The organism is Alkalihalophilus marmarensis DSM 21297 (genome assembly GCF_000474275.2).
Taxonomy (GTDB): Bacteria; Bacillota; Bacilli; order Bacillales; family Bacillaceae_D; genus Alkalihalophilus; species Alkalihalophilus marmarensis.
Genome location: NZ_ATAE01000006.1, coordinates 90526 through 113268 on the forward strand (window position 1 = coordinate 90526; position 22743 = coordinate 113268).

Here is a 22743-nt window from a genome sequence, read left to right on the forward strand (position 1 = left end):
GGTGTGTTAGAAAAAAAACAAAGAAAAGTCATATTGATTACCGATGGCGACGAACATGCGAAGCAAGCAGTTGAAAAAGTAGCTGTCGATATAGGAGGCAGGTGCATCAGTCATTCTTGGGGGAATCCTACTCATGTACCTGGAGAAGAACTTGTCCAAATGATTCTAAGCACACCTTCAGATCCCGTTTTAGTTATGTTTGATGATTGTGGTTATCAATATGAAGGGCCGGGGGAGAGGGCGATGCGAGTGGTGGCAACTGATCCCAATATAGAGGTTCTAGGTGCCATTGCTGTTGCTTCCTCGACTCATTCATGTGAATGGGCAAAAGTAGATATAAGCATTGATCGTTACGGAGAGCTGACCGAGTTTGGTGTAGACAAAGATGGGGTCGCTGACATGGAGATTGGCAGAATTAATGGAGATACTGTCTACATTCTAGATCAGCTTGATATTCCTTTTATTGTCGGGATAGGTGATATAGGAAAGATGGCAGGGCTTGATACGTTAAAAAAAGGCTGTCCGGTAACAAAACAAGCAGTTAATCTCATCTTAGAGAGGAGTGGCTACCGTGAGTCAAGAAAAGGAAAATCATGAAGAACATTTTAGCCGGGATTTCACAAAAAATGAGACGCGACTCGCAGAAAGGCTTGGGCTAGGTGAATCGTTTGATGTAGGGGTTAGAACGTTATCCATCCTTGATCGCAAGACAAGTATCTATTTTGTAAATGGATTAATTGATAGTCTTTACGTGATCGAATTAATGAAGGAATTGATGGACTTAGATGTTCGCCACCGTAAAACTCATAATATCAAAGAGGCGTTCAAAAACCATTTAACCCATGTTCAAGTAGAAGAAACGCATTCAATGGACAAAGCGATTACGCAAATGCTCTCAGGACTCATTTTTATCCTTGTAGAAGGAGAAGAAGAAGCTTTTGTTATTGATGTTCGTCAATATCCCGGCCGAGGACCAGAGGAGCCTGATACAGAGCGTGTAGTGCGTGGGGCAAGAGATGGCTATACCGAAAATATTATCATTAATACTGCTCTAACTAGACGGAGAATCCGAGATGAGCGTCTTCGTAATGAAATTATGCAAGTCGGAGTACGCTCGAAAACAGACATCTGTGTCTCCTACATTGACGGCATTGCTGATCCTGTCTTGGTTGATATTATTAAAAAGGAACTAGAAGCGATTGAAATTGACGGACTTACGATGGCAGACAAAATTGTCGAAGAATATATTGTAAAGCAAGGGGCAAATCCATTTCCGCTCGTACGGTATACAGAGCGGCCTGATGTGGCAGCCACTCACTTGCTTGAAGGTCATATCATCATCATAGTTGATGCGTCGCCAAGTGTTATTATTGCACCGACCACATTGTTCCATCATGTTCAGCATGCTGAGGAGTATCGCCAATCGCCAGCAGTAGGGACTTTCCTTAGATGGACACGTTTTATAGGGATATTCTTCTCTTTGTTTATTCTGCCGTTTTGGCTCCTTCTCGTTATGCAGCCAAGTCTTTTGCCTGCTGCCCTTGAGTTTATCGGTCCTGAGGAAACGAATAATATTCCGATGGTGCTGCAAATATTATTTGCCGAAATGGGGATTGAGCTCTTGAGGATGGCAGCAATTCATACACCTTCTCCGCTTGCAACGGCACTAGGGTTAGTAGCTGCATTATTGATAGGTGAAATTGCTATACAAGTCGGCTACTTCACGCCGGAAGTTATCTTATACGTGGCTCTAGGGGCGATTGGCATGTTTGCTACACCTAGTTATGAGCTTGGTGTGGCGCTTAGAATCACAAGAATCTTACTCATTATTTTAGTAGCCTTCTTTAAGGTGCCAGGTCTTGTGATTGGTACGACGATCTTTGTTCTATTACTCGCTGGTCTAAAAACATTCAACAAGCCTTACATGTGGCCGTTTATACCATTTGATCCGCCTGCGATCTGGCAGATCCTGATTCGTTCTACCGTGCCTTCAGTGCGGTGGCGTCCAAGTATCGTTAATCCGCAAGATCCGATCAAACAAAAACCTAGCGGAAGGTAAGGCTGAGCGTTAAATACCTATATAAAAATGGCTTTCTCTCTCTTTTAAGGGTTGATGACTTCTTCTTTGTGTGCTAAAGTAGTTACAACAATTTAATGAACCTCATGAATAATGGGGTAGAGGCGCAAAACGAATGAGTACAATTGGGGAGCTGATGGCTGGCTTAGAACCAAATGGAAAGGTCAATTTGCCGAAGCGCTTATTTTGCCATGAAATATGTGAACAATGAACGAACTGTCACTACATTCGTAGTGGAGGACTATTCTAGAAGTGAGGTTACTCTTGCGCATATTAGGGCAGCTAGTGTAACAACATTAGCTGCTTTTTTGTATAGACAGGAATAAAAGGAGAGAGATTCTATGTATATGCACGGTTCAAGTCTTATTAATGATAAAGGTCATCTAGAAATCGGCGGGGTCGATACAATTGAATTAGCAAATAAGTACGGAACACCATTATTTGTGTACGATGTTGCATTAATTAAAGAGAGAGCTGAACAGTTTCAGGAGGCGTTTAGGGAAGAAGGTGTAAATTATCAAGTAGCCTATGCATCTAAAGCTTTCAGCTGCATTGCAATGTTTCAACTTGCTGATGAACTTGGGTTGAGTTTAGATGTTGTATCAGGCGGTGAGCTTTATACAGCGATACAAGCGGGTGTACCGATGGAGCGTATTCATTTTCACGGCAACAACAAAAGCTTAGCAGAGCTTGAAATGGCTGTAGAATCAGGGATCGGCTGTGTCGTTGTTGATAATTTCTATGAGTTAAAGCAATTAGGACATATTTGTGCTCGTCATGATGTGAAAATGGATATCTTGCTTCGTATTACACCAGGTGTAGAAGCGCACACGCATGATTATATTTCTACAGGACAAGAAGATTCAAAATTTGGTTTTGACCTAGAAAGCGGCCAAGTAGACCAGGCGATTCAATTATCACTACTAGATCCACATATTAATCTGCTCGGCATCCATTCACATATCGGTTCACAAATATTTGAGACGAGCGGCTTTGTAATGGCTGTTGAGAAAATTTTTGAATTTATCGAGAAATGGCGTGAAGAACTAGGATTTACCCCAAGCGTTCTTAATTTAGGGGGCGGATTTGGCATTCGTTACATTGAAGGTGATACGCCGCTGCCTGTTGGTGAGTATGTTAGAAAAATGGTTCATGTTATTAAAGAAAAGGCAGCTGCTCATCGAATGGAGATCCCTGAAATTTGGATTGAACCAGGTCGTTCACTAGTTGGGGATGCGGGTACTACTTTATATTCAATTGGTTCAAGAAAAGAAATTCCAAATGTTCGTCATTATTTGTCTGTTGATGGTGGAATGAGTGATAATCTCCGTCCGGCACTTTATCAAGCGGAGTACGAAGGGATTCTTGCAAATCGTGCGGACGAGGAAGCGACAGAGACGTTCTCTATTGCAGGGAAATGCTGTGAAAGTGGAGATATGTTAATTTGGGATCTTCCACTGCCAAAAGCATCACATGAAGATGTGTTAGCCGTATTCTGTACAGGTGCGTACGGCTATTCAATGGCTAATAACTATAACCGCATTCCAAGACCACCAGTTGTATTTGTAGAAAAAGGCGAAGCACAATTAGTTATTCAAAGAGAATCATATGAAGATCTAGTTCGCTTAGACCTGCCTTTAAAGCAAGTAATGAAACAGATGTAAGTTGGCGCAGGCGCGGGCGGTCCGGGAGCCTCCTCGGGCTTTCGCCCTGTGGGGGCTTTCTGGTCAAGCACATCCCGCTGGAGTCTCGCACCTTTCGCTCAAATCACTGGAGGAAGGATGTTATTTAGTGCTTCATTTTTGTAAGCAACTGTTCAGTGATGTAGTCTTGGAAGGTGAATCTTTAATGCCTGGTGCTTTATAATTTGAACTGAATTATAACTAAATGGCTCCACTTAATAATTGATCAATGCTATAAACCAGCGGATGAACTATGCGAAGACTCCTGTGTGGACTAGAGCAGGAGTGAGATCCCGCAGGGCTTTAGCCCGAGGAAGCTCACTAGCTCCACACGGAAAGCGAAGTATAGTTCAGGAGCGGGTAATACGCAGCCTGTTTCTTTTCTTAAGATGTTTCGATTTCACTTTCAGCTTGGAATCGTGTACAATAAGGTGAATCTTATCAATTGGAGGCTATACATATGAAAAAAGGTAGTATTGCATTTGAAAATGGCGAAAAGCTAATTATCGAATTTTATCCAGAAGCAGCACCTGGAACAGTAGCTAATTTTGAAAAATTAGCAAATGAAGGATATTATAACGGTCTTACTTTCCACCGTGTTATCCCAGGTTTTGTTGCTCAAGGCGGATGCCCGACTGGTAACGGTACAGGAGGTCCTGGTTACACAATCAAATGTGAAACAGAAGGGAATCCTCACAAGCACGTACCGGGCGCACTTTCAATGGCACATGCAGGAAAAGATACAGGTGGAAGCCAGTTCTTTATCGTTCACGAATCTCAGCCTCACCTAGACGGCGTACACACTGTATTTGGACAAGTTGTAGAAGGGTTAGATTCAGTGACTCGCATTAAACAAGGCGACGTAATGCAAGAAGTAAAAGTTTGGGAAGAGTAAATTCTTTCATTTTAGAGTCATCTTATGATGGCTCTTTTTTGTTCTTTAATGAATAAGGGTCACATTCGAATATGAAAAACCGGCAGTTCAGTATGAACTGCCGGTTTATTTATGTTTTACACAATCGTTAATTCTTTTGGAGTTTTCGTGAGCGTAATATGTCCATCTTTTGTGATAAGAACATCGTCTTCAATTCGAACTCCTCCTAAAAAAGGATCATAAATGCCAGGTTCAATCGTATACACCATGCCTTCTTTTAGGATGCCATCATTTAGGTGGCTCATTGAAGGAAACTCATGTACATTAATCCCCATACCATGACCGATCCTGTGCGGGAAACGATCACCGTAACCCGCTTCTGTAATCACGTCACGTGCTGTTTGATCTAGGTCTCCAATTCGTGTACCTGGTTTGCTGATTTCAAGAGAAGCTAGCTGTGCTTGTAAAACAGTGTTATAGAGCTTTCTTTTTTCATCGCTGATTGAACGAAAGGCAAAGGTACGCGTGATATCTGAAGTGTATCCCTCTAAAACAACGCCGAGGTCAAATAACACAAAGTCTCCTTTTTGTAATTTCCGTTTTCCTGGATTTCCGTGTGGAGCGCCTGAATTTTCACCGAAAAGAACCATTGTTGAAAATGACATTTCGCGTATGCCTTTTTTCTTTAATTCATATTCAATTTTTGCAAGTACTTCCATTTCTGTAATGCCTTCTTTAAGAGCATTTTTACCAACTTCTACACCGAAGTCTGCCATCTCAGCTGCTCGCTGAATGATTGATATTTCAGATGAGTCCTTAACCACGCGCATCGTGTTTAATTGGTTCTCTACAGGCAGCAGTTCAGCATTAGGAAACAGCTGAAGAAGCTCATTCATCCGTGCAACGGTTAATACATCTGTTTCGATTGCTGCTGAAGAAATAGTATCTAATTGACGATCTTTTAATAATTGCTGAATAAGTCCCCAAGGGCTTTCATGATCTTTATATCCAACAATTTGGTGCTCCCATCCAGCATCTTGAACTTGTGAGACTTCCATACTTGGTACGACCATAATTGGGCTGTGATCTTTGAAGACAAACAATCCCACAAGTCTCTCATGAGGGTCTGTATAGAAGTTAGTCAGGTAGAAAATATTTTCTTTTGAAGTAATAAAAGCGACATCGGTCTTTTCTTCTTTTAGCCAGGTAGTGAGTTGATTGATACGATGTTTCACAAAAACGCCTCCTTAAGCAGATTCGAGTTGAATTAATGCTGCTTTTAATGATCTTTGTTTTGGGTTGAAAGGGAAACAACAATTAATACAATAATTGCGATTGGTACTGAAATAACAGCTGCATTCAGCTCAAATGGTTGTCCTAATGGAATTTCCCAGATGAGTGTTGTAAAGAGACCTGTGAACATAGATGCAATTCCGCCTGCTGCTGTGACACGCTTCCAAAAGAATACAGCTAGTACTGCTGGTGTAATTCCTGCTCCATAAACAGTGTAAGCATACATTTGGACAGCTAGGACAGTAGGGAAGAATCGAATAATGATAAAGGCTAGTACACCAAGAATAACAATAAAAAGACGAGTCATCCAAAGTTTCTTTTTATCTGAGGCATCTTTATCAATATAGTTGCTGTAAATGTCGTATGTGAGGTTCGTTGCAGCTGAAAGTAAATAAGAGTTACCTGTAGTAATGATAAATGATGCAGCTGCAGCAAGCAACAATCCGCCGATGGCAACAGGCATCACAACTGTTGTAGCTAGTAAAGCCATTCCTGGGTCGATATCAGGAAAGATTGAGCGAGAAGCAAAGGCGATAATCGCTATGGAAGGTGAAATGACTAACATGGCGATTAACCAGCCGATCTGTCCTCGTTTAGAGGCTTGATCATTTTTGGATGAAGCCAGACGTTGATACATATTTTGATCACCAAGTAATAAAAATAGCGAAGGCAGCAAGAATCCAATTAGCTGCAAGGTTGTAAGTCCTCCAGTTGCAGTCGTATGCGATTCAGGAACATTTGCAATGATTTCACTCCATCCACCCGCAATAATGATAATAGTTGGTACAGTAATTAATAAGCCGCCGACCATTAAAAAGCCGCTTAAGGCATCTGTTTGAGATACAGATCGTAAGCCGCCGATCATGGCCAAGAATATAATCATGACTGCACCGATGATCGTTCCCTGACTTACATCCATGCCCGTTGTAATATTTAAAATAAACCCAAAACCTTGGATCTGGTAAGAAACGATTCCAACATAAGCTAAGATGATAATTAAAGATGCCAGGTTACGAGAAGTCGTTCCATACTTAGCTTCAAGAATACCAGCTACAGTGAATTTACCAAATGCACGTATCTTAGGTGCAACGACATACAAAATAAGAATACCGATAAGAGTCGGAAGCATATACATGATGGCTGGAATGATCCCATATGTATAAGCCATAGATGTTTCCCCACCTGAGATACTGCCGCTTCCTGTCCATGTTGCAAGCAGGGTACCCATTAAAACAAACGGACCTAAGCTTTTTCCAGCTAATACAAAATCCTCACTTCCAGAAACTTTCTTAGACATGAAAATTCCTATACCGATCATAATGACGGCATACACTGCCATAAACCATAGTAATGTTGAATCTGGTTGTAATTCCATAACGTTTCACATCATCTCCTTCGAGTAGTTTACTTGCTTGAATTTAACAACAGTTAATAACCTAACATACCTTTTTGGAGAAATAAAATGGCTGCATATGTTGATGTGGAGGTTTATTTGGTAGAATTTCATGCGAGTTTTATTATTTTAAAATTGTAATTAACAAGATAAGAACACCGCTTTCAAAAATCGGCGTATTTTTATGAAAATTATAATAATTTGTGTTGAAATCTAAAAATAAAATAGTTCGAAATACCCACAAAAATTTCATGTGTTTTTTGATGTGTCTTTAGACAAGCTTTGCTGAATAAACTAGGTTAGTCATATAAATGAGGGGGGATGCATTATGGAAGATCAACTAACGTTAACCGTAAATGGGGAAGGGGAAGTTAGCGTAATGCCTGATCAAGCTGAAATCACGCTTGGTGTAGTGACAGAAGCCGAGACAGTAAGTGAGTCTCAGCAAGTGAATAATGACATCTTTTCTGCTGTTATTTCCGCTTTAAATGAAATTGGAATCGAGGATAGTCAGATTCAAACAATCACTTATCGAATTGAGCCGCGATATGACTATGTAGAAGGAGTGCAGCAATTTAGGGGATACGAAGTCACTCATATGATTAACATTAAGGTTGAGGATATTACACAAGCTGGAGATGTTGTCGATACGGCAGTAGCGAACGGTGCCAATGTCATTCAATCGATTCAATTTACAGTAGCGGATTCAACGGACTTATACCGACAAGCACTTCAATTAGCATTAGAAGATGCAAAAGGGAAAGCCATGGCATTGACAGAAACACTTAATGTCACCCTGAATGAAACCCCTCAGAAAATAATTGAGAGGTCAGGCGGTGCACCTGTCAGGATGTATGATGGGGCGACGTTCAGCACACAAGCGACACCTATCCAAGCTGGTACTATATCAGTCCGCGCATCAGTAGAAGCAGTATTTTCATATCAATAATAAAAAGAGCAAGTACCTTAGTTGGTATTTGCTCTTAATCTATTATTCGTTATATAACGTTTTCATCCATTCAACAATGCTCATATTTTGGGTGTACCGAAGGTCTTCGACGTTGTGATGACCGATAAATTGCCCATCCTTAATGGCAATGACTTCATCTAGAATCATTTCTACCTCTTTAATTTCATGAGTTGTGATTAGAATAATCTGCTTTTCTAAATCTACAAAAGAGATCAGTCCTTGCACAATTGAGTCGCGTACCATCGGATCAAGTCCAGAAAATGGTTCATCTAGTAAAATAACTGGCACATCTCGAGATAACGTTAGGATCAGCTTCAGCCTTCCTCGATTCCCTTTGGATAAATGTTTTAGTTTAGTATTTTTATCTAATTTCATAAATTCTCGTATTTCTTCAGCTTTTACTAAATTGAAATCTGGGAACTGTGAAGCGTAAAATTCAATCGTCTGACCCACATTATAAAAGCTGTAGTATTCATCAAGTTCTGATAAATAGGTTACATCTTTTGCGATGCGGCGGTCAGCTTCCTGACCATTCACAATGACAGAACCTTTTGAAGGTTGAATAAGTCCAGCAATGAGTTTCAATGTTGTAGATTTTCCGCTGCCATTTTCCCCGACTAACCCAATAATCTTCCCCTTATTTAATTCAATGTTAATATCTTTTAAAGCTGTTTTGGTCATATATTTTTTAGAAACATTGTTGAAGGTTATCATTGCTTAGGCTCCTCTCTAGAACTATTTAGAAAATCAGTTAAGCCTGACTCAATTTCCCTATCTGTGTAACCCATTTGGTGCATACCTGTTACAAAACGAGAAATTTCTTCTTTTTTTAGTGAATTGCGCATAACATCAAGAACCGTTTTGTCTTCTGTTACAAATGTACCTTGCCCGCGCTTTGTTTCCACAATATTCATCCCCTCAAGTTCTCTATATGTTCGCTGTACCGTGTTTGGATTGACGCTCGACTGGATACCCATTTCTCTTACAGATGGCAGCTTATCACCCGGAGCTAATTCCCCGCGTAAAATTTGACGCTGTATCCTTTCTGCTAGCTGAAAGTATATTGGTTTTGATGCATGAAACGTATCAGTCATATCCTACACCTCAACTTTTCGATCCAGCATCCAACAAGCTATGAAGAATAAAGCTAGAGCCAAGATCGTTTCAAATAATAATGTACCGGCATAAAAAGAAAGTGACCCCATTTGAGTGGTAACATCAGTGCCTGTTTCTAAACTAGTTTGAAAGTCAATACTTTGAATCATTTGTCCAAGTTCAATTTCTCCCCACTCGGTAAGTGCAGCATGGATAGACGTGTTTCCAAACCATCCAATAAAACTAAACAAGGCGATAAAGCTGATCCCAGTCAAAACAAAACTTAAAAAGCTATGGAAGACTCTAGATAGCAGCAAGAATATCATCCAGAAAAACATCACCCATACGACTGCAGATAAGGCAAACAAATATAATGTAAAGCCTCCATAAAATCCGAGTTCAGCGATTTGAGCAAAGGAAATATAGGAGGAGAGTTCTCCCCACAGCTCAGACTGTGTTATGGCAATTAATCCAACGGCCGCAACAATAACGGTTGTAATAACCATAGAAACAATACCGGCAGCTAGTTTAGCTGAAAGCAAACCATAAGCAGGAAGAGGGTTATGAAGCCATAAATGTAATTTTTTATGTTCAGCCTGTAAGCTGAAAAACATATAATAAGCTAAATAAAAGGCTTGCAGACCTATTGCCAATACGACAACGCCTATTAACGCTTCCCACATAAATCCATTGCGCTGACCAATAAATCCAGCAATCGCACAGATGATTAAAAAGCCTGCGACCGGCATGATAAAAGCGGGCACCCCTAAGCGGATTTCTTTTTTTAATAAATTTCCCCATACATTCATGAAGATCCCTCCAAATTTTTAATGTCTTAGTGTGTTAGTTAGATAGTACACTAAGACGAAAGTACAGTCAACATCTTTTACAAAATGGACAAGCCCATTTTTATTGTTGTTTCAAATTGCTATATAAGTAACAATAGAGGTAACATGAAAACGAAAGGTGCGGTTAGTATGATTCAACTATATAAAGGGGAAGGTTTCTGGAAGAGGTCTACTTCTTATAAACCAGGAGAGAGGCTGACGGAGAATGCGATTCAACAAATAGAGAATTTATTAGATGTAGAGTTGCCCCTTATGTATAAGAAGCTTATGAAGGAGCAGAATGGCGGAGAATTAACCTACCGTTATCTTTTATTTGAGGACGGGGAAGCAGCCATCATCGCTTACTTTCAGGAGCTTGATGCAGAATGCGGAGTCGGTCTATCTAGTGTTTTCATAGAACAACTCCATTTACCTGAAAGACAAGTGTTACTAACTGGGACCATGGATACGTGGCTTTCACTAGATTACAGATACACAAAAGTTCCTAAGGTTGTTTATTTTTCTGCAAATGAGGATGGCTCTTGGTCTGAAGAAGTAGCTGCGCAGTCATTTGATGAATTTCTAGGTAATCTGTTTCTACAAGAGAATGATGATTAATTCAATTAACATTTTCAACGTAATAATGATAAACCTATTGAAGCCTAGTTCCTCGCTAATTGGAACTAGGCTTTAATAAATGAACGAGTGGATTTTGCACCGTTATCAGGTGTAAGAAGGTTCTTTAATTCTTGTTCACTTTTTCTCGAGACGAGAATATATAAGGTGTCTTCATTTTCAATCATGGTATTCCCAGTAGGGGTAATTAACTCTCCTTTCCTAATGATTGCATTAATCAAGACATCTTTTGGAAAGGGGATATCCTTTAACTGTTGACCTATGACCACTGTTTCCTCATTCACTTCATACTCTATAATTTCAGCATTTGCTTTACCAATAGAGATTAATTCAAGTGTATGCATCGGAGTCACTTTTTTAGGTCCTGTTAAGGAGAGAGAATTTGCAAAAAAATGGATGGTTGACCCTTGTATAAGCGTTGACGTTAGGACGATGAAAAAAATAAGGTTGAAGAATAATTGACTGTTTTCTAATCCAGCAAGTAAGGGGAAGGTAGCAAGCACAATAGGAACAGCACCTCGTAATCCAGCCCAAGAGAGAAACGCTTTTTCTTTCCAATTCATATTCATCTTCCATGTGGATAAAAAGACAGCAACAGGTCTGGCGATAAAGATAAGAATGGCGGATAGTAAGAGGCCGACAATTATAATCGTTCCATCGAGCAGATCACTTGGAAAGACGAGAAGACCTAAAATAACGAACATAGAGATTTGCATCATCCAAGCAAACCCTTCGTTAAACCTGAAAATAGAGTGTTTGTATGTGAGGTCATGACTGCCGATGACAAGCGCGCACACGTAAACAGCGAGAAGACCGCTTGCTCCTAAAAGAGCCGTTACGCTGTAGGTTAACAAGGCAAAAGCAAGAGCAAAAACTGGGTAGAGCCCGCTTGAATCGAGGTTTATGCGATTAATAGCAAGAGAAGCGGCTTTTCCAAATGTAAGACCAATAATAAGTCCGGCCCCCATCTGCCAGAAAAAATTTGTGATCATGTATGTTATAGAGGTTGCGTCATTTAAGATGAACTCGATAAACAGTAAGGTCAAAAAGACAGCCATTGGATCATTCGCACCAGACTCGGCTTCTAGTGTTGAACCGAGGCGCTCTCTAATATTTTGGCCTTTTAATACGGCAAAAACAGCTGCTGCATCTGTTGAACCTACGATCGCTCCAAATAACATTCCTTCAAACCAAGTCAAGCCGAGTATGTATTTGGCAGCTACAGCAATAATGCAGGAAGTAATAATTACACCGAGGGTAGCTAATGAAAGTGAGGGGAGCAGGACGGGTTTTACGGTAGACCACTTTGTTTGAAGGCCGCCCTCAAATAAAATAATGACCAAAGCAAACAGACCTAGTAATTGAGCAAGTTTTATATTCTCAAAATGAATAAATCCTATTCCGTCACTTCCTGCAAGCATTCCAAGAAGGATGAACAGCACTAGTGCAGGTACACCGAAACGAGAGGAAAACTTAGCAGCCAGTACACCTGTAATGAGAAGCAACGCACATAGCAGGATAAAGTAGTCATTAGATGAGAGAGTCTCAATCAAGTTAGGTTTTCCCCCCTTTTTGTTCAAATGGATAAAATCAGTGGAATCCTTACTAAAGTATATGTAGTCATTTGCCTATATGTTCGAAAATTCTATAGAATGAGAAGTTGTTTTCTTAAATTCAAGATAATATAGTTGACGGTATGTGAGGAAACGAGATACAATGTCGGTAGTTGTAAAAAATTGAATGATGTTTCCTTCGGGGCGTGGTGAAATTCCCGACCGGCGGTGATGAAGCAAATGCTTCTTAGTCCGTGACCCGTTTTCGCTTCTATCGGCTGTGATCTATCGGCTGTGATCAATACAATGATTAGAGTATAGAGGTGATGTGTTTGCTGCATCTTGAAAACGGTGGACCTGGTGAAAATCCGGGACCGACAGTTAAAGTCTGGATGGGAGAAGGAACGAGAGCATGATTTGAAAAGGGATTAAGACAGATTCTTTGTGTTAATTTTCTTAGACATGCCTTATTTAAGTCTATCTTTTTTCAAAAGAAAGCACTTATTAAAGGGACCAGTCTGCCTTTTTAAATATTATTGAAATCCATTATGTTCATAATGGCTAGTTCATGCTACTCTTCTTTAAATGACACCCCCGAATGATGAATCGTTCGGGGGTTTTTTATTTTCTTAGAAGGAACATCGGATGAGAGGGATGGCGTGATGAATGATAAAGATTACATGAAGCTGGCTCTAACGCTTGCGGAACAAACACGTGGTCAAACATCTCCCAATCCGATGGTAGGGTCTGTCGTCGTAAAAGACGGAGCGATTATAGGAATGGGAGCTCATTTAAAGGCAGGGGAAGGTCATGCTGAAGTTAATGCATTGAAAATGGCCGGTGAAAAAGCCAAAGGGGCTACCATTTATGTGACGTTAGAACCGTGTAGTCACTATGGTCAAACTCCTCCCTGTGCTGATTTAATTATTGAAAAACAATTGAAACGCGTTGTAGTAGCAACAGTCGACCCAAACCCAGAAGTATCTGGACGTGGGATCAAACGACTTCGTGATGCCGGGCTTACCGTGGATGTTGGAGTATGTGAGGCTGAAGCTATTGAATTAAATCGTATATTCTTTCATTTTATTCAAACAAAGCGGCCTTTTGTAACCATGAAAACAGCATCTACCCTAGATGGAAAGACAGCCACTGTTACAGGTGAAAGTAAGTGGATTACAGGAGAGGAAGCGAGGCTTGATGTACACCGTGACCGTCACATTCATGATGCAATCTTGGTTGGAATTGGTACAGTGCTGAGCGATAACCCAGCTTTAACGACACGTCTGCCGAATGGCGGGCGCAATCCGATTCGAATTATTTTAGACAGACACCTGCGTCTGCCGGAGAGTTCACAAGTAGCTTGTGATCAAGCAGCGAAGACTTGGGTATTTACTACAGAACATGCCTCTAGTGAGAAAGAAGAAGCCCTTCGTATGCTTGGTGTGGATGTGATTAGATTACGTGACTACTCGATTCCCTCTATATTGATGGAATTAGGAAAAAGACGAGTGATGACGCTCTATGTGGAAGGCGGCCAAGAAGTAAATGGAAGCTTCATTAAAGAAAGAGCGGTCAATCAAGTCATAACCTATGTGGCGCCTAAAATGGTGGGAGGGAAGAATGCCCCGACTTCAGTTGGCGGAGAAGGAATTTCTTCTATTAATCAAGCACTTGAGCTCGAAGTGATTGATGTAGTACAAGTAGGACATGATATTAAAATCACTTCTTTAGTTAAGGAGGGGTAAGATGTTTACTGGAATTATTGAAGAAATTGGCAGAATTGACCAAGTACGTCAAAGCGGCGAAGCTATTGTGATGAATATAGCTGCAAAAAAAGTTCTCAGTGATGTAGCTCTTGGAGACAGTATCGCAGTTAATGGGGTGTGTCTTACGGTTACTTCGTATACAAACCATTCATTTACAGTCGATCTCATGCCAGAAACGGTCCGTGCTACTAGTTTAAACGGATTAGGCAGAGGCGCAAAAGTGAATCTTGAGAGGGCAATGAGTGCTAAAGGTAGATTTGGAGGCCATTTTGTATCTGGACATGTTGATGGAATCGGCAAAATCATCTCAAAAGAACCTAAAGATAATGCAGTCTATTATACAATTGAAGTGTCTGATGACTTAAGACACTACATGGTTCATAAAGGTTCCGTTGCAGTAGATGGAACAAGCTTAACGATTTTTGGAGTAGATGAAACTTCCTTCACGATTTCAATTATTCCCCACACGATTGAAGAAACGATTATAGGATCAAAAGGTGTGGGAGATATTGTGAATATTGAGTGTGACATGATAGGAAAATATATAGAACAATTTCTAACAAGGAAAAAGAGTCCAACCAAAAAGAGCAGTCAGCCGATAAAACAAACCTCCTTGAGTGAACAGTTTTTATCAGAGCATGGTTTTAAATAGCGAACTAGATTAGGATGGTGAAGCAACATGACAGACAAAATGTTTGATCCAATTGAAGAAGCAATTTATGAATTGATGCAAGGAAAAGTCGTCATTGTATGTGATGATGAGGATAGGGAAAATGAAGGTGATTTTGTTGCCATTGCAGAGAAAACAACACCTGAGGTTATTAATTTCATGGTCACTCACGGTCGCGGTCTAGTTTGTACACCAATTACTGAAGACCGTGCGAGGGAACTAGATTTAGTCCCAATGGTTGATCATAATACAGACCCTCACGGAACAGCTTTTACTGTCAGCATTGATCATCATACAACGACGACAGGAATTTCGGCTCATGAGCGTTCAGATACCGTATTAGCACTTGTGGATGATCAAACGAAGAAACATCATTTTAAACGTCCTGGACATATTTTTCCGCTGATTGCTAAAAACGGTGGAGTTTTGCGCCGGGCTGGTCACACAGAGGCTGCTGTTGATTTAGCAAGATTATCTGGAGCTAAGCCTGCTGGGGTCATCTGTGAAATTATGAATGAAGATGGTTCAATGGCCAGAGTGCCTGAGCTTCGCAAGATTGCTGATGAACATGATCTTAAGATGATTACGATAAAAGATCTTATTTCCTATCGTCATCGTAAAGATAAGCTTGTTAAGCAAGAGGTGGAAATTAAACTTCCGACTGTTTTTGGTGATTTTCGCGCCATTGGCTATACAGATGTACTTGAAGGAAAAGAAAGTGTTGCTCTTGTAAAGGGTAAAATAAGAGAAGGAGAGCCAACCCTTGTCAGAGTTCATTCAGAGTGTTTAACTGGTGATGTGTTCGGCTCTAACCGCTGTGATTGTGGACCGCAATTACATGCAGCTCTAGCACAAATTGAGCAAGAAGGCTCTGGAATTCTGCTTTATATGCGTCAAGAAGGGCGTGGGATTGGCTTAATGAATAAGCTCAAAGCCTACAAGCTTCAAGAAGAGGGTTATGATACAGTTGAAGCAAATGAGAAGCTGGGTTTTGGACCAGATCTTCGTGATTATGGTATTGGGGCGCAGATCTTAAGAGATTTAGGTGTCACTCAAATGAAACTTCTAACGAATAATCCAAGAAAAATTACGGGTCTGAAAGGATACGGATTAGAAGTGGTGGACCGTGTTCCAATTCAAATGCCGCATAATGTAGATAATGAGCGTTATCTGCGTACAAAAACAGAAAAGCTTGGCCACATGCTTCATTTTTAATCGTAAATAAAAGGTAAACGAGAAGCGCTAGACTTCTAGTGCTTCTCTCAAATTGATCCATACATTAGGAGGAATTTAAACATGGGTAAAGTATATGAAGGTCATTTAGTAGCAACAGGGTTAAAAGTAGGGATCGTAGTTGGACGATTTAACGAATTTATTACTAGCAAATTATTAGGCGGAGCTGAAGATGCTCTAAAACGTCATGGTGTTGCTGAGGAAGATGTAGATGTAGCATGGGTTCCTGGTGCTTTTGAAATTCCATTTGCTGCAAAGAAAATGGTCGAGAGCGGAAAGTATGATGCAGTTATTACACTAGGGACGGTTATTCGCGGTGCAACTCCTCACTTTGATTACGTGTGTGGTGAAGTAGCGAAAGGTGTAGCTTCTCTATCTCTTTCATCAGGTAAACCGGTTATTTTCGGGGTGCTGACAACTGATACGATCGAGCAAGCTGTAGAACGTGCTGGTACAAAAGCAGGAAATAAAGGCTGGGAAGCGGCTGCGGCTGCAATTGAAATGGCAAATCTAGGTCGTTCGTTCGAATAATATTCACTTAAAATCAGCATAGCTGCCAAGCTATGCTGATTTTTTGTTTCTTTAGTCTTAAATTGCCATTGGTATATGAATTAAAGACGCAAAATGTGTATGAATATGGTAAAATGTATGGGGTGAAAGCGGATACGTTACATTAGGTTCAGAGGAAGAGGAGAAATCATGCTCATACCATACAAAACATCTCAGAAGAAAATAGCGATGGGCTTACTATCGTATATGCCAAAAGAGAAGGATGTAAAGAAACTTATTAAAACGATCGAGCTTTATGAAACGAATGAAACATGGAAATTATTTTTTTGGAAGGTAGACGAAGATATTGTAGGGATTGCCGGTCTGGAAATGGATGGAGATGAAGCCATTTTGCACCACCTAAGCGTCAATCCTTCTTATCGTGAAGAGGGCTTAGGAACGAATATAATACACGCTTTAAAACAAAGATTGAATGCAGATCTTAAACCATCAAAAGAAACAAAAGACTTCCTTTTAAACTGTGAAGAAAAAACGAGCTAACACGAAAAAAGTAGACAGATGATTTGTCTACTTTTTTTCATGTTTCATCATTCGGTTCTCACTTAACCTGAGTTCACGCTCTTTTATAACGGAACTGCGATCCCTTAGTTTATGTTTGTGAATAAGCTGTTCCGAATCTAACGCGCTTGGCGATCCCCATATGACTTTCCTCTCGTAAGCGAGCTTTTCACATGCCGCTAGCAGTTTCTTATCATTTATAGGAATCATAAAATCGGTAAATTTACTACCTGCTTGCAAGGTTCTCTCTAAAATTAGTTGTTGTAATTGGCTGGTATCTATACCAAGCTGTTCTATTAACTTTTTCTCTGCTTCAATAATTCTAAGAGCACTGCGGTACATCCGTTTTGCACCTGTCACATTTCCTCTCCGCTCATGATATAAGGCCACTGCTAGCTGTATTAACCCAACCCAGTGTAGTTTTCTCTTACCAGGAGGGTCTTCTTTCCAATGTTCTTCTAAAATTTCATGGCATTCAAAATAATCACGCGTGGCATGAAATTCAATCAGAAACTCTAAATAGGCGTTTGAATACATAAAAAAACTCCTTTGAGCAACACTCCATCTACTATATTTTCTATTTTATCAGGAACACATGGGGTTTGTAAGCTAACTGTATTACCAAGTTTCTTAGCGACCTTCTCTAACCCTATATCTATTGCCTGTTACAGAGTGTTTCGAAGTATGGTATAATCTCATCTAGCGCAAAAAAATCAAGGCTAGTGGTGAATGTGAATTGAATTCAAATGAAGTAAATCCTTATGAAATAAATCCTTATGAAATAAATCCTTATAATGTAAAGCTTGATACCTTTGAAGGGCCTCTTGATCTTCTGCTTCATTTAATTAATCAAGCAGAGGTTGATATTTATGATATTCCGGTAGCACCAATTACGGACCAATATATGAGTTATGTTCATGCTATGCAAGAGCTTCATCTTGATATTGCTAGCGAATATTTGGTTATGGCAGCAACTCTTCTAGCAATTAAAAGTAAAACGCTCCTACCTAAGCAGGAGGAATTGTTTGATGAAGAATTAATTATTGAAGATGAGGAAGATCCAAGAGATGAATTAATGAATCGATTAATTGAGTATCGTAAGTATAAAGAAGCCGCAACGGAACTTAAGGAAAAAGAAGAAAAGCGCAGCCTTGTACATACTAGACCGCCAGAGGATCTAGAGCCGTTAATTAGTGAAAACGATCGTCGTGAAGTAGCTATTTCTGGGGTTTCATTATTTGATATGCTCGCAGCTTATCAAAAGTTAATGAAACGAAAATCATTAAAAGCACCACGTACGACAACGATTAGATCCCAGGAGTATTCAATTGAAGATCGAATGAATGAGGTTGTTTCCTATCTAACGGATCTTCCAACCAACTCTTGTTCGTTTCATGAATTGTTTACCGTACCTGAGAAAAGTCATATGGTTGTGACATTTCTAGCTGTATTAGAATTAATGAAGACAAAAACGATTCGTTGTGAGCAGGAAGGGAATTTTGCAGATATTACAATCTTTAAGCAGGAAGGAGGAAAGCTATAATGACTAAAAATGAAATGAAGGCTATTGTCGAGGGCTTATTATTTGTAGCTGGGGATGAAGGAATGACGTATGAACAGCTTGCAGAAGTAATTGAAGTTGAAGTTGACACTGTAAAAGATGTGATGAGTGACCTGCAGGCATCAATGGAAGACGCTGTGCGCGGGTTACAGATCGTAGAAGTTGGTGGTTCATTCCGTTTTCAAACAAGGGCAGATCATGCACCTTATATAAAGAAACTAGCTACGTCGCCGCTGCATTCAGGGCTTTCACAAGCAGCCCTAGAAACGTTAGCCATTGTTGCTTATAAACAGCCTATCACACGTGCTGAAATAGATGAGATTCGTGGAGTGAAGTCTGAACGAGCACTTCAATCGCTTACTTCAAAATTATTAATTAAGGAAGTAGGAAGAGTTGCCGGAACGGGGCGGCCTATATTGTATGGGACAACCCCTCAATTTCTTGACCATTTTGGGTTAAAGCATTTAGATGAGCTTCCGCCGCTGCCTGAGGATATTGAAGATGATCCAATCGAAGATGAGGCTGATCTGTTCTTTAAGAATATGGAAGAAGGACTTTAGTGAAAAAGGTATGTCTGACTTTTAAGTGAGACATACCTATTTTATATGGTCAAGTTCACATGGACATTCTCTGGTCATACGCTTTAACGATGAGTAAAAATTTAGGGGGCGGCATATGGGATATAATGACCAACTGTATGAATGGGCTGAGGATATAAAGCAACTTTGGAATGAACAAGGGGAATTCATTGAAAGTCAGGTTGGGAAACAGAAAACAGTAGCTTTTGTAAGCTCCTTAACGTCATTATTAAACTCAATGGAAGAACAACAGCTAAGAGATTCCGCTGACTATGAAAATGAGGCATGGGAAGTCTATGACGCTTGGCATAAGATGTTTAGTGATAATCGAAATGACGGGGGAGTACGCGCAGTTCCAATTGGCGGCCATACACTCCCGCCATTGCCGTATGCTTATAATGCACTAGAGCCTTATATTGCAGAAGAAATTATGAGGCTGCACCATGATAAGCATCATCAAAGTTATGTAGACGGCCTTAATAAAGCTGAAAATGCCATGCAGGGAGCCAGAGAAACAGGTGACTTCTCCCTCATTAAACATTGGGAAAGAGAAGCTGCTTTTCACGGATCAGGTCATTACCTTCATTCAATCTTCTGGGAAATTATGAATCCTGATGGCGGGGGAGAACCAAGTGGAGAACTGTTAGAGCAAATCAATCAAGATTTTGGTTCATTTGAACAGATGAAAAAACATTTTTCAGAAGCAGCAAACGCGGTGGAAGGTGGAGGGTGGGCCATATTGGTTTGGTCACCGAGGTCTCATCGCCTCGAGATCCTGCAAGCAGAAAAGCATCAAAACCTTTCTCAGCAAGATCAAATTCCATTGCTTGTCTTAGATGTATGGGAGCATGCATATTACCTGCAGTATAAAAATGAAAGGAAGCCATATATCGAAAATTGGTGGAACATTGTAAACTGGCCAGCTGTCGAAGAGCGGTATGCAACAGCGAAACAAGTAAGATGGCAGCCTTATTAAAGAGAGCTTGCAGGTAAAAAGAACGGATAGGGCAAATGGGTTTACGTATTTAAATGAAAGATAATGTGCACATAAAGCGAAGATCCACAACTACTCTAAGAAAACAAAATCAAGTGGGTATCTTAAACAAAATAGAGACTGGTTTTAAATAAGCCAGTCTCTTATTTGATTTATTCTGTTCCTTATAAGCATCTATTTTTATTCAAATAAAGATTCCTTTTGATTTAACAGATCTAAAAAATATGGCTTTAGATCTCGGATTCTATGCTTGTCGGGATATTTGTCAGTACCTGTTACAATTAGAGCTGCTCTTGTATCATCTTCATGGAGCCCTCCATGCTCACCTCCACCATAATGAACAGGGGCACCTTCTGACTTTAAAGTATAACCTGGCTTTGCTGTAATAATTAAAGAGCCTTCTTGACTTTTAAGGGCTGAATAAAGTTGTTCTAGAGCGTCAGGATATTCACCGTAAACAAGGGTATTAGATTGCTTATCTACACTCAAGTCTAATACTGATAAATCTCCACTAAGGTCCCAAGTTTGATCATAACGATCACGAAGATTACCATTTTTCTTATAAGAAAGGGACGAATCGTTTGCTGCTTGTTTAACCATAATGTCCTCACCCTCTGCCCAAGCCAAGTGATCGATACGTTCATCAGTAAGCAAGTTTAAAATGTTTTGTTTGTTTATATTCTCGTTAGTGAAAAAGAGGTAGGCCATACGGTGATTGTTAGCGATAATGACATCTCCATCCGTTGGTTCATCTAAGAGCTTTGCAATGGAATATGGCTCAAGCAGAGCTTCAAGTTCTATTGCAGTATGCTCGCCTTTGTCTCTAAGAGCTACTTGGCTGTGGTCCCCTAATAAGATGAAAATCGTGTCATCTATGGCTTCTTCCCAGCTAGGATAACTGTTCAAAATAGTCTGCAGGTGATAATCCGCCTTTGAAAAGCCTTCAAGATTAAGCGGCCCATGGTGATGCGCTTCTTTGTCAAAATCAGGAAGGAATGTCATGAGAAAATCAGGCTGTTGACCAGCTTCGATTAAGTTTTGGATAACTTCTGTTGAATATTGATCATTAAGGCCATATTGCTCATATACATGGTCTGGCAGGTTTTTATTTTTAAGAGCTTTTGGCTTAATGACCTGTCCAAATGCTAGTAAATCAGGCCCTTTTGTCTTAAAGGTCGATTCCGTATGAACGGCGTGTTTTACTAAAGGCGGGATCGTTAATTCGTGTTGAATCGGTCCTTTGTAAAGTAACATGTTAACAGATCCGGTGGTTACTCCTGTATTGGCTAATTCATCATAAACAGTCGGAATATCTTGATTTAAATGTGTATTATTTAAATGTTCTAGTGCATCTTCAAGAATTTGATTTGTACCAATTTTAAAGGTGCGAGGTATGGTAGAGCCATAATCGACCAATCTGTTTTCGTCTTTGTTATACCAAATCAATCCGGGTACATGATGTTCCTCTGGACCAACACCAGTTATTAATGAACTCTCAATAACAACGGACATAGATGGAAATGGAGAAATAAGATCATCAAATACTTTTCCGTGTTCTGTTAAAAAAGCAATCGCTGGAGTTCTTCCTTCTTGTATCCCGAGTTTAATTAATTCAGGTGTCATAGAATCGACCATGATAACCATTATTTTCTTAGATGAGTGGTCACTTGATTGAATGGAAGCGCCGCTTTTTTCTTCTTCTTTAGAAGTACAACCTGAACAAACAAGGCTAATTATTATAATGAAAATAATCCATGCTCTCATTTTGATCCCTTCTTTCTATCGTACGTTTGAATCTCAAACCCCTCGCCTTCAAGCCATTCCGCGTACATAACAGCTTTGATTTCAGGGATTCCTCTTCTTAATAGTTCTTCTTTTAACCACTCTTCACTCATATTTAGCTGCTGTAAGCTTTCAGTAATTAACTCCCCGTCTAATATTAAAAGGATAGGCAGCGAAACAGATTTAGCGGGGATGTTTAAGTCCTTATTAATAGGGGTATCAAATTGCTGCTTTTTTAATACGCTGACTGACCCATTCGTTTCAAGCACCCCATATTGAACTTCACGTACAGAAAATACACTTTTCTCTCTTAAAAGATGCTGAAGCTGATTTAAGTCGAGCTTATTTTTTCTCAATTCTTCATATTGAATTTTTCCATTCGCAATGATTAATGCAGGTGTTCCTTCTAGATAGGCTCTTGTCCCTCTAAACTTTTGAGTAAGCATTTCAATAAAATAGATTAATGATCCCCAAAAAAAGATGGCGTAGATAACATACTGCAGGCCGATCTCCTTGTCATAAATAGCATTACCAACCAGCTCCCCAAGTACTAATGCTGAGATAAAGTCAAATGGAGTCAGCTGTGTAATCTGGTTTTTGCCTAACACTTTAGTCAATATTAATAATGCAAAGAAACCGACTAAAAGCTCGGTAGTTAGCGATAGGAAATTTGTATGCACAGCGTTTCTCC

General features: G+C 40.0%; 23 protein-coding genes and 2 riboswitches. Of the genes, 14 read left to right on the forward strand and 9 right to left on the reverse strand.

From position 1 onward, the window contains the following. The first annotated feature begins 3 nt into the window (after nucleotides 1–3). The 4 genes from spoVAEA to A33I_RS03395 all read left to right on the forward strand — a co-directional run bounded on the left by spoVAEA (nucleotide 4) and on the right by A33I_RS03395 (nucleotide 4654). Nucleotides 4–597, forward strand: a complete 594-nt coding sequence (spoVAEA, locus tag A33I_RS03380; protein ID WP_022627049.1) for a stage V sporulation protein SpoVABEA — start codon at nucleotides 4–6, stop codon at nucleotides 595–597. Further along, nucleotides 572–2059: a spore germination protein gene (locus A33I_RS03385; protein ID WP_022627050.1), complete on the forward strand. Its 1488-nt coding sequence runs from the start codon at nucleotides 572–574 to the stop codon at nucleotides 2057–2059. The genes spoVAEA and A33I_RS03385 overlap by 26 nt, the downstream gene beginning before the upstream one ends. Nucleotides 2060–2168: 109 nt before the next feature. Continuing rightward, nucleotides 2169–2329: riboswitch (Lysine riboswitch) on the forward strand. An 89-nt stretch (nucleotides 2330–2418) separates the two neighbouring features. Next, nucleotides 2419–3741 carry a diaminopimelate decarboxylase gene (gene lysA, locus A33I_RS03390; protein ID WP_022627051.1) on the forward strand — a complete coding sequence of 441 codons (1323 nt, stop codon included), beginning with the start codon at nucleotides 2419–2421 and terminating at the stop codon, nucleotides 3739–3741. A gap of 478 nt (nucleotides 3742–4219) precedes the next feature. Next, nucleotides 4220–4654, forward strand: a complete 435-nt coding sequence (locus tag A33I_RS03395; protein ID WP_012958388.1) for a peptidylprolyl isomerase — start codon at nucleotides 4220–4222, stop codon at nucleotides 4652–4654. Nucleotides 4655–4770: 116 nt separating this feature from the next. On the opposite strand, the gene A33I_RS03400 is transcribed toward A33I_RS03395, so the two are convergent. Both A33I_RS03400 and A33I_RS03405 read right to left on the reverse strand, forming a co-directional pair. Continuing rightward, entirely contained in the window at nucleotides 4771–5868 is a 1098-nt protein-coding gene (locus tag A33I_RS03400) for a M24 family metallopeptidase (protein WP_022627052.1), read from the reverse strand. Between the two features lie 44 nt (nucleotides 5869–5912). Beyond that, entirely contained in the window at nucleotides 5913–7301 is a 1389-nt protein-coding gene (locus tag A33I_RS03405) for a sodium:solute symporter family protein (protein WP_022627053.1), read from the reverse strand. Between the two features lie 346 nt (nucleotides 7302–7647). Between A33I_RS03405 and A33I_RS03410 the strand changes: the two genes are divergently transcribed. Further along, nucleotides 7648–8268: an SIMPL domain-containing protein gene (locus A33I_RS03410; protein ID WP_022627054.1), complete on the forward strand. Its 621-nt coding sequence runs from the start codon at nucleotides 7648–7650 to the stop codon at nucleotides 8266–8268. 42 nt (nucleotides 8269–8310) lie between these two features. On the opposite strand, the gene A33I_RS03415 is transcribed toward A33I_RS03410, so the two are convergent. From A33I_RS03415 to A33I_RS03425, 3 genes are read right to left on the reverse strand one after another with little or no spacing between them, the layout of a single operon-like run. After that, nucleotides 8311–9003, reverse strand: coding sequence for an ABC transporter ATP-binding protein (locus A33I_RS03415; protein ID WP_022627055.1), 693 nt, complete (start codon nucleotides 9001–9003; stop codon nucleotides 8311–8313). Continuing rightward, nucleotides 9000–9383 (reverse strand): GntR family transcriptional regulator, encoded by a 384-nt coding sequence (locus A33I_RS03420; RefSeq protein ID WP_022627056.1) that lies wholly within the window; start codon nucleotides 9381–9383, stop codon nucleotides 9000–9002. Before A33I_RS03420 ends, A33I_RS03415 begins: the two co-directional genes overlap by 4 nt. 3 nt (nucleotides 9384–9386) lie before the next feature. Beyond that, complete coding sequence (locus A33I_RS03425) at nucleotides 9387–10193, reverse strand: hypothetical protein (protein ID WP_022627057.1); 807 nt, start codon at nucleotides 10191–10193, stop codon at nucleotides 9387–9389. A 144-nt stretch (nucleotides 10194–10337) separates the two neighbouring features. Between A33I_RS03425 and A33I_RS03430 the strand changes: the two genes are divergently transcribed. After that, the gene (locus A33I_RS03430; RefSeq protein ID WP_022627058.1) at nucleotides 10338–10829 is read left to right on the forward strand and encodes an SMI1/KNR4 family protein; all 492 of its coding nucleotides are present in this window, start codon (nucleotides 10338–10340) and stop codon (nucleotides 10827–10829) included. Nucleotides 10830–10894: 65 nt separating this feature from the next. Here A33I_RS03430 and A33I_RS03435 read toward each other — a convergent pair whose 3' ends face one another. After that, nucleotides 10895–12400: a potassium/proton antiporter gene (locus tag A33I_RS03435; protein ID WP_022627059.1), complete on the reverse strand. Its 1506-nt coding sequence runs from the start codon at nucleotides 12398–12400 to the stop codon at nucleotides 10895–10897. Nucleotides 12401–12591: 191 nt separating this feature from the next. Then, nucleotides 12592–12808, forward strand: a riboswitch (FMN riboswitch). A gap of 254 nt (nucleotides 12809–13062) precedes the next feature. Here A33I_RS03435 and ribD point away from each other — a divergent pair. The 5 genes from ribD to A33I_RS03460 all read left to right on the forward strand — a co-directional run bounded on the left by ribD (nucleotide 13063) and on the right by A33I_RS03460 (nucleotide 17119). Further along, nucleotides 13063–14145, forward strand: coding sequence for a bifunctional diaminohydroxyphosphoribosylaminopyrimidine deaminase/5-amino-6-(5-phosphoribosylamino)uracil reductase RibD (gene ribD, locus A33I_RS03440; protein ID WP_022627060.1), 1083 nt, complete (start codon nucleotides 13063–13065; stop codon nucleotides 14143–14145). Between the two features lies 1 nt (nucleotide 14146). Continuing rightward, nucleotides 14147–14818 (forward strand): riboflavin synthase, encoded by a 672-nt coding sequence (gene ribE, locus A33I_RS03445; RefSeq protein WP_022627061.1) that lies wholly within the window; start codon nucleotides 14147–14149, stop codon nucleotides 14816–14818. 39 nt (nucleotides 14819–14857) lie between these two features. Then, entirely contained in the window at nucleotides 14858–16051 is a 1194-nt protein-coding gene (locus tag A33I_RS03450) for a bifunctional 3,4-dihydroxy-2-butanone-4-phosphate synthase/GTP cyclohydrolase II (RefSeq protein WP_012958398.1), read from the forward strand. A gap of 81 nt (nucleotides 16052–16132) precedes the next feature. Further along, complete coding sequence (gene ribH / locus A33I_RS03455) at nucleotides 16133–16600, forward strand: 6,7-dimethyl-8-ribityllumazine synthase (protein WP_012958399.1); 468 nt, start codon at nucleotides 16133–16135, stop codon at nucleotides 16598–16600. Nucleotides 16601–16768: 168 nt separating this feature from the next. Next, nucleotides 16769–17119 (forward strand): GNAT family N-acetyltransferase, encoded by a 351-nt coding sequence (locus A33I_RS03460; RefSeq protein ID WP_022627063.1) that lies wholly within the window; start codon nucleotides 16769–16771, stop codon nucleotides 17117–17119. A 27-nt stretch (nucleotides 17120–17146) separates the two neighbouring features. Here A33I_RS03460 and A33I_RS03465 read toward each other — a convergent pair whose 3' ends face one another. Then, a complete protein-coding gene (locus A33I_RS03465) occupies nucleotides 17147–17674 on the reverse strand; it encodes a DUF309 domain-containing protein (RefSeq protein ID WP_022627064.1) in 528 nt (175 codons plus the stop codon). Between the two features lie 244 nt (nucleotides 17675–17918). On the opposite strand from A33I_RS03465, the gene A33I_RS03470 reads away from it, so the two are divergent. From A33I_RS03470 to A33I_RS03480, 3 genes are all read left to right on the forward strand, one after another. Further along, nucleotides 17919–18680, forward strand: coding sequence for a segregation/condensation protein A (locus A33I_RS03470; protein WP_031311390.1), 762 nt, complete (start codon nucleotides 17919–17921; stop codon nucleotides 18678–18680). Then, entirely contained in the window at nucleotides 18680–19258 is a 579-nt protein-coding gene (gene scpB, locus A33I_RS03475) for an SMC-Scp complex subunit ScpB (RefSeq protein WP_022627066.1), read from the forward strand. The genes A33I_RS03470 and scpB overlap by 1 nt, the downstream gene beginning before the upstream one ends. Nucleotides 19259–19373: 115 nt before the next feature. Then, nucleotides 19374–20252: a superoxide dismutase gene (locus tag A33I_RS03480; protein WP_022627067.1), complete on the forward strand. Its 879-nt coding sequence runs from the start codon at nucleotides 19374–19376 to the stop codon at nucleotides 20250–20252. Nucleotides 20253–20450: 198 nt separating this feature from the next. Here A33I_RS03480 and A33I_RS03485 read toward each other — a convergent pair whose 3' ends face one another. Beyond that, a complete protein-coding gene (locus tag A33I_RS03485) occupies nucleotides 20451–22034 on the reverse strand; it encodes an alkaline phosphatase family protein (RefSeq protein WP_022627068.1) in 1584 nt (527 codons plus the stop codon). Beyond that, nucleotides 22031–22732 carry a DUF421 domain-containing protein gene (locus tag A33I_RS03490; RefSeq protein ID WP_012958406.1) on the reverse strand — a complete coding sequence of 234 codons (702 nt, stop codon included), beginning with the start codon at nucleotides 22730–22732 and terminating at the stop codon, nucleotides 22031–22033. The genes A33I_RS03485 and A33I_RS03490 overlap by 4 nt, the downstream gene beginning before the upstream one ends. Between the last annotated feature and the right edge of the window lie 11 nt (nucleotides 22733–22743).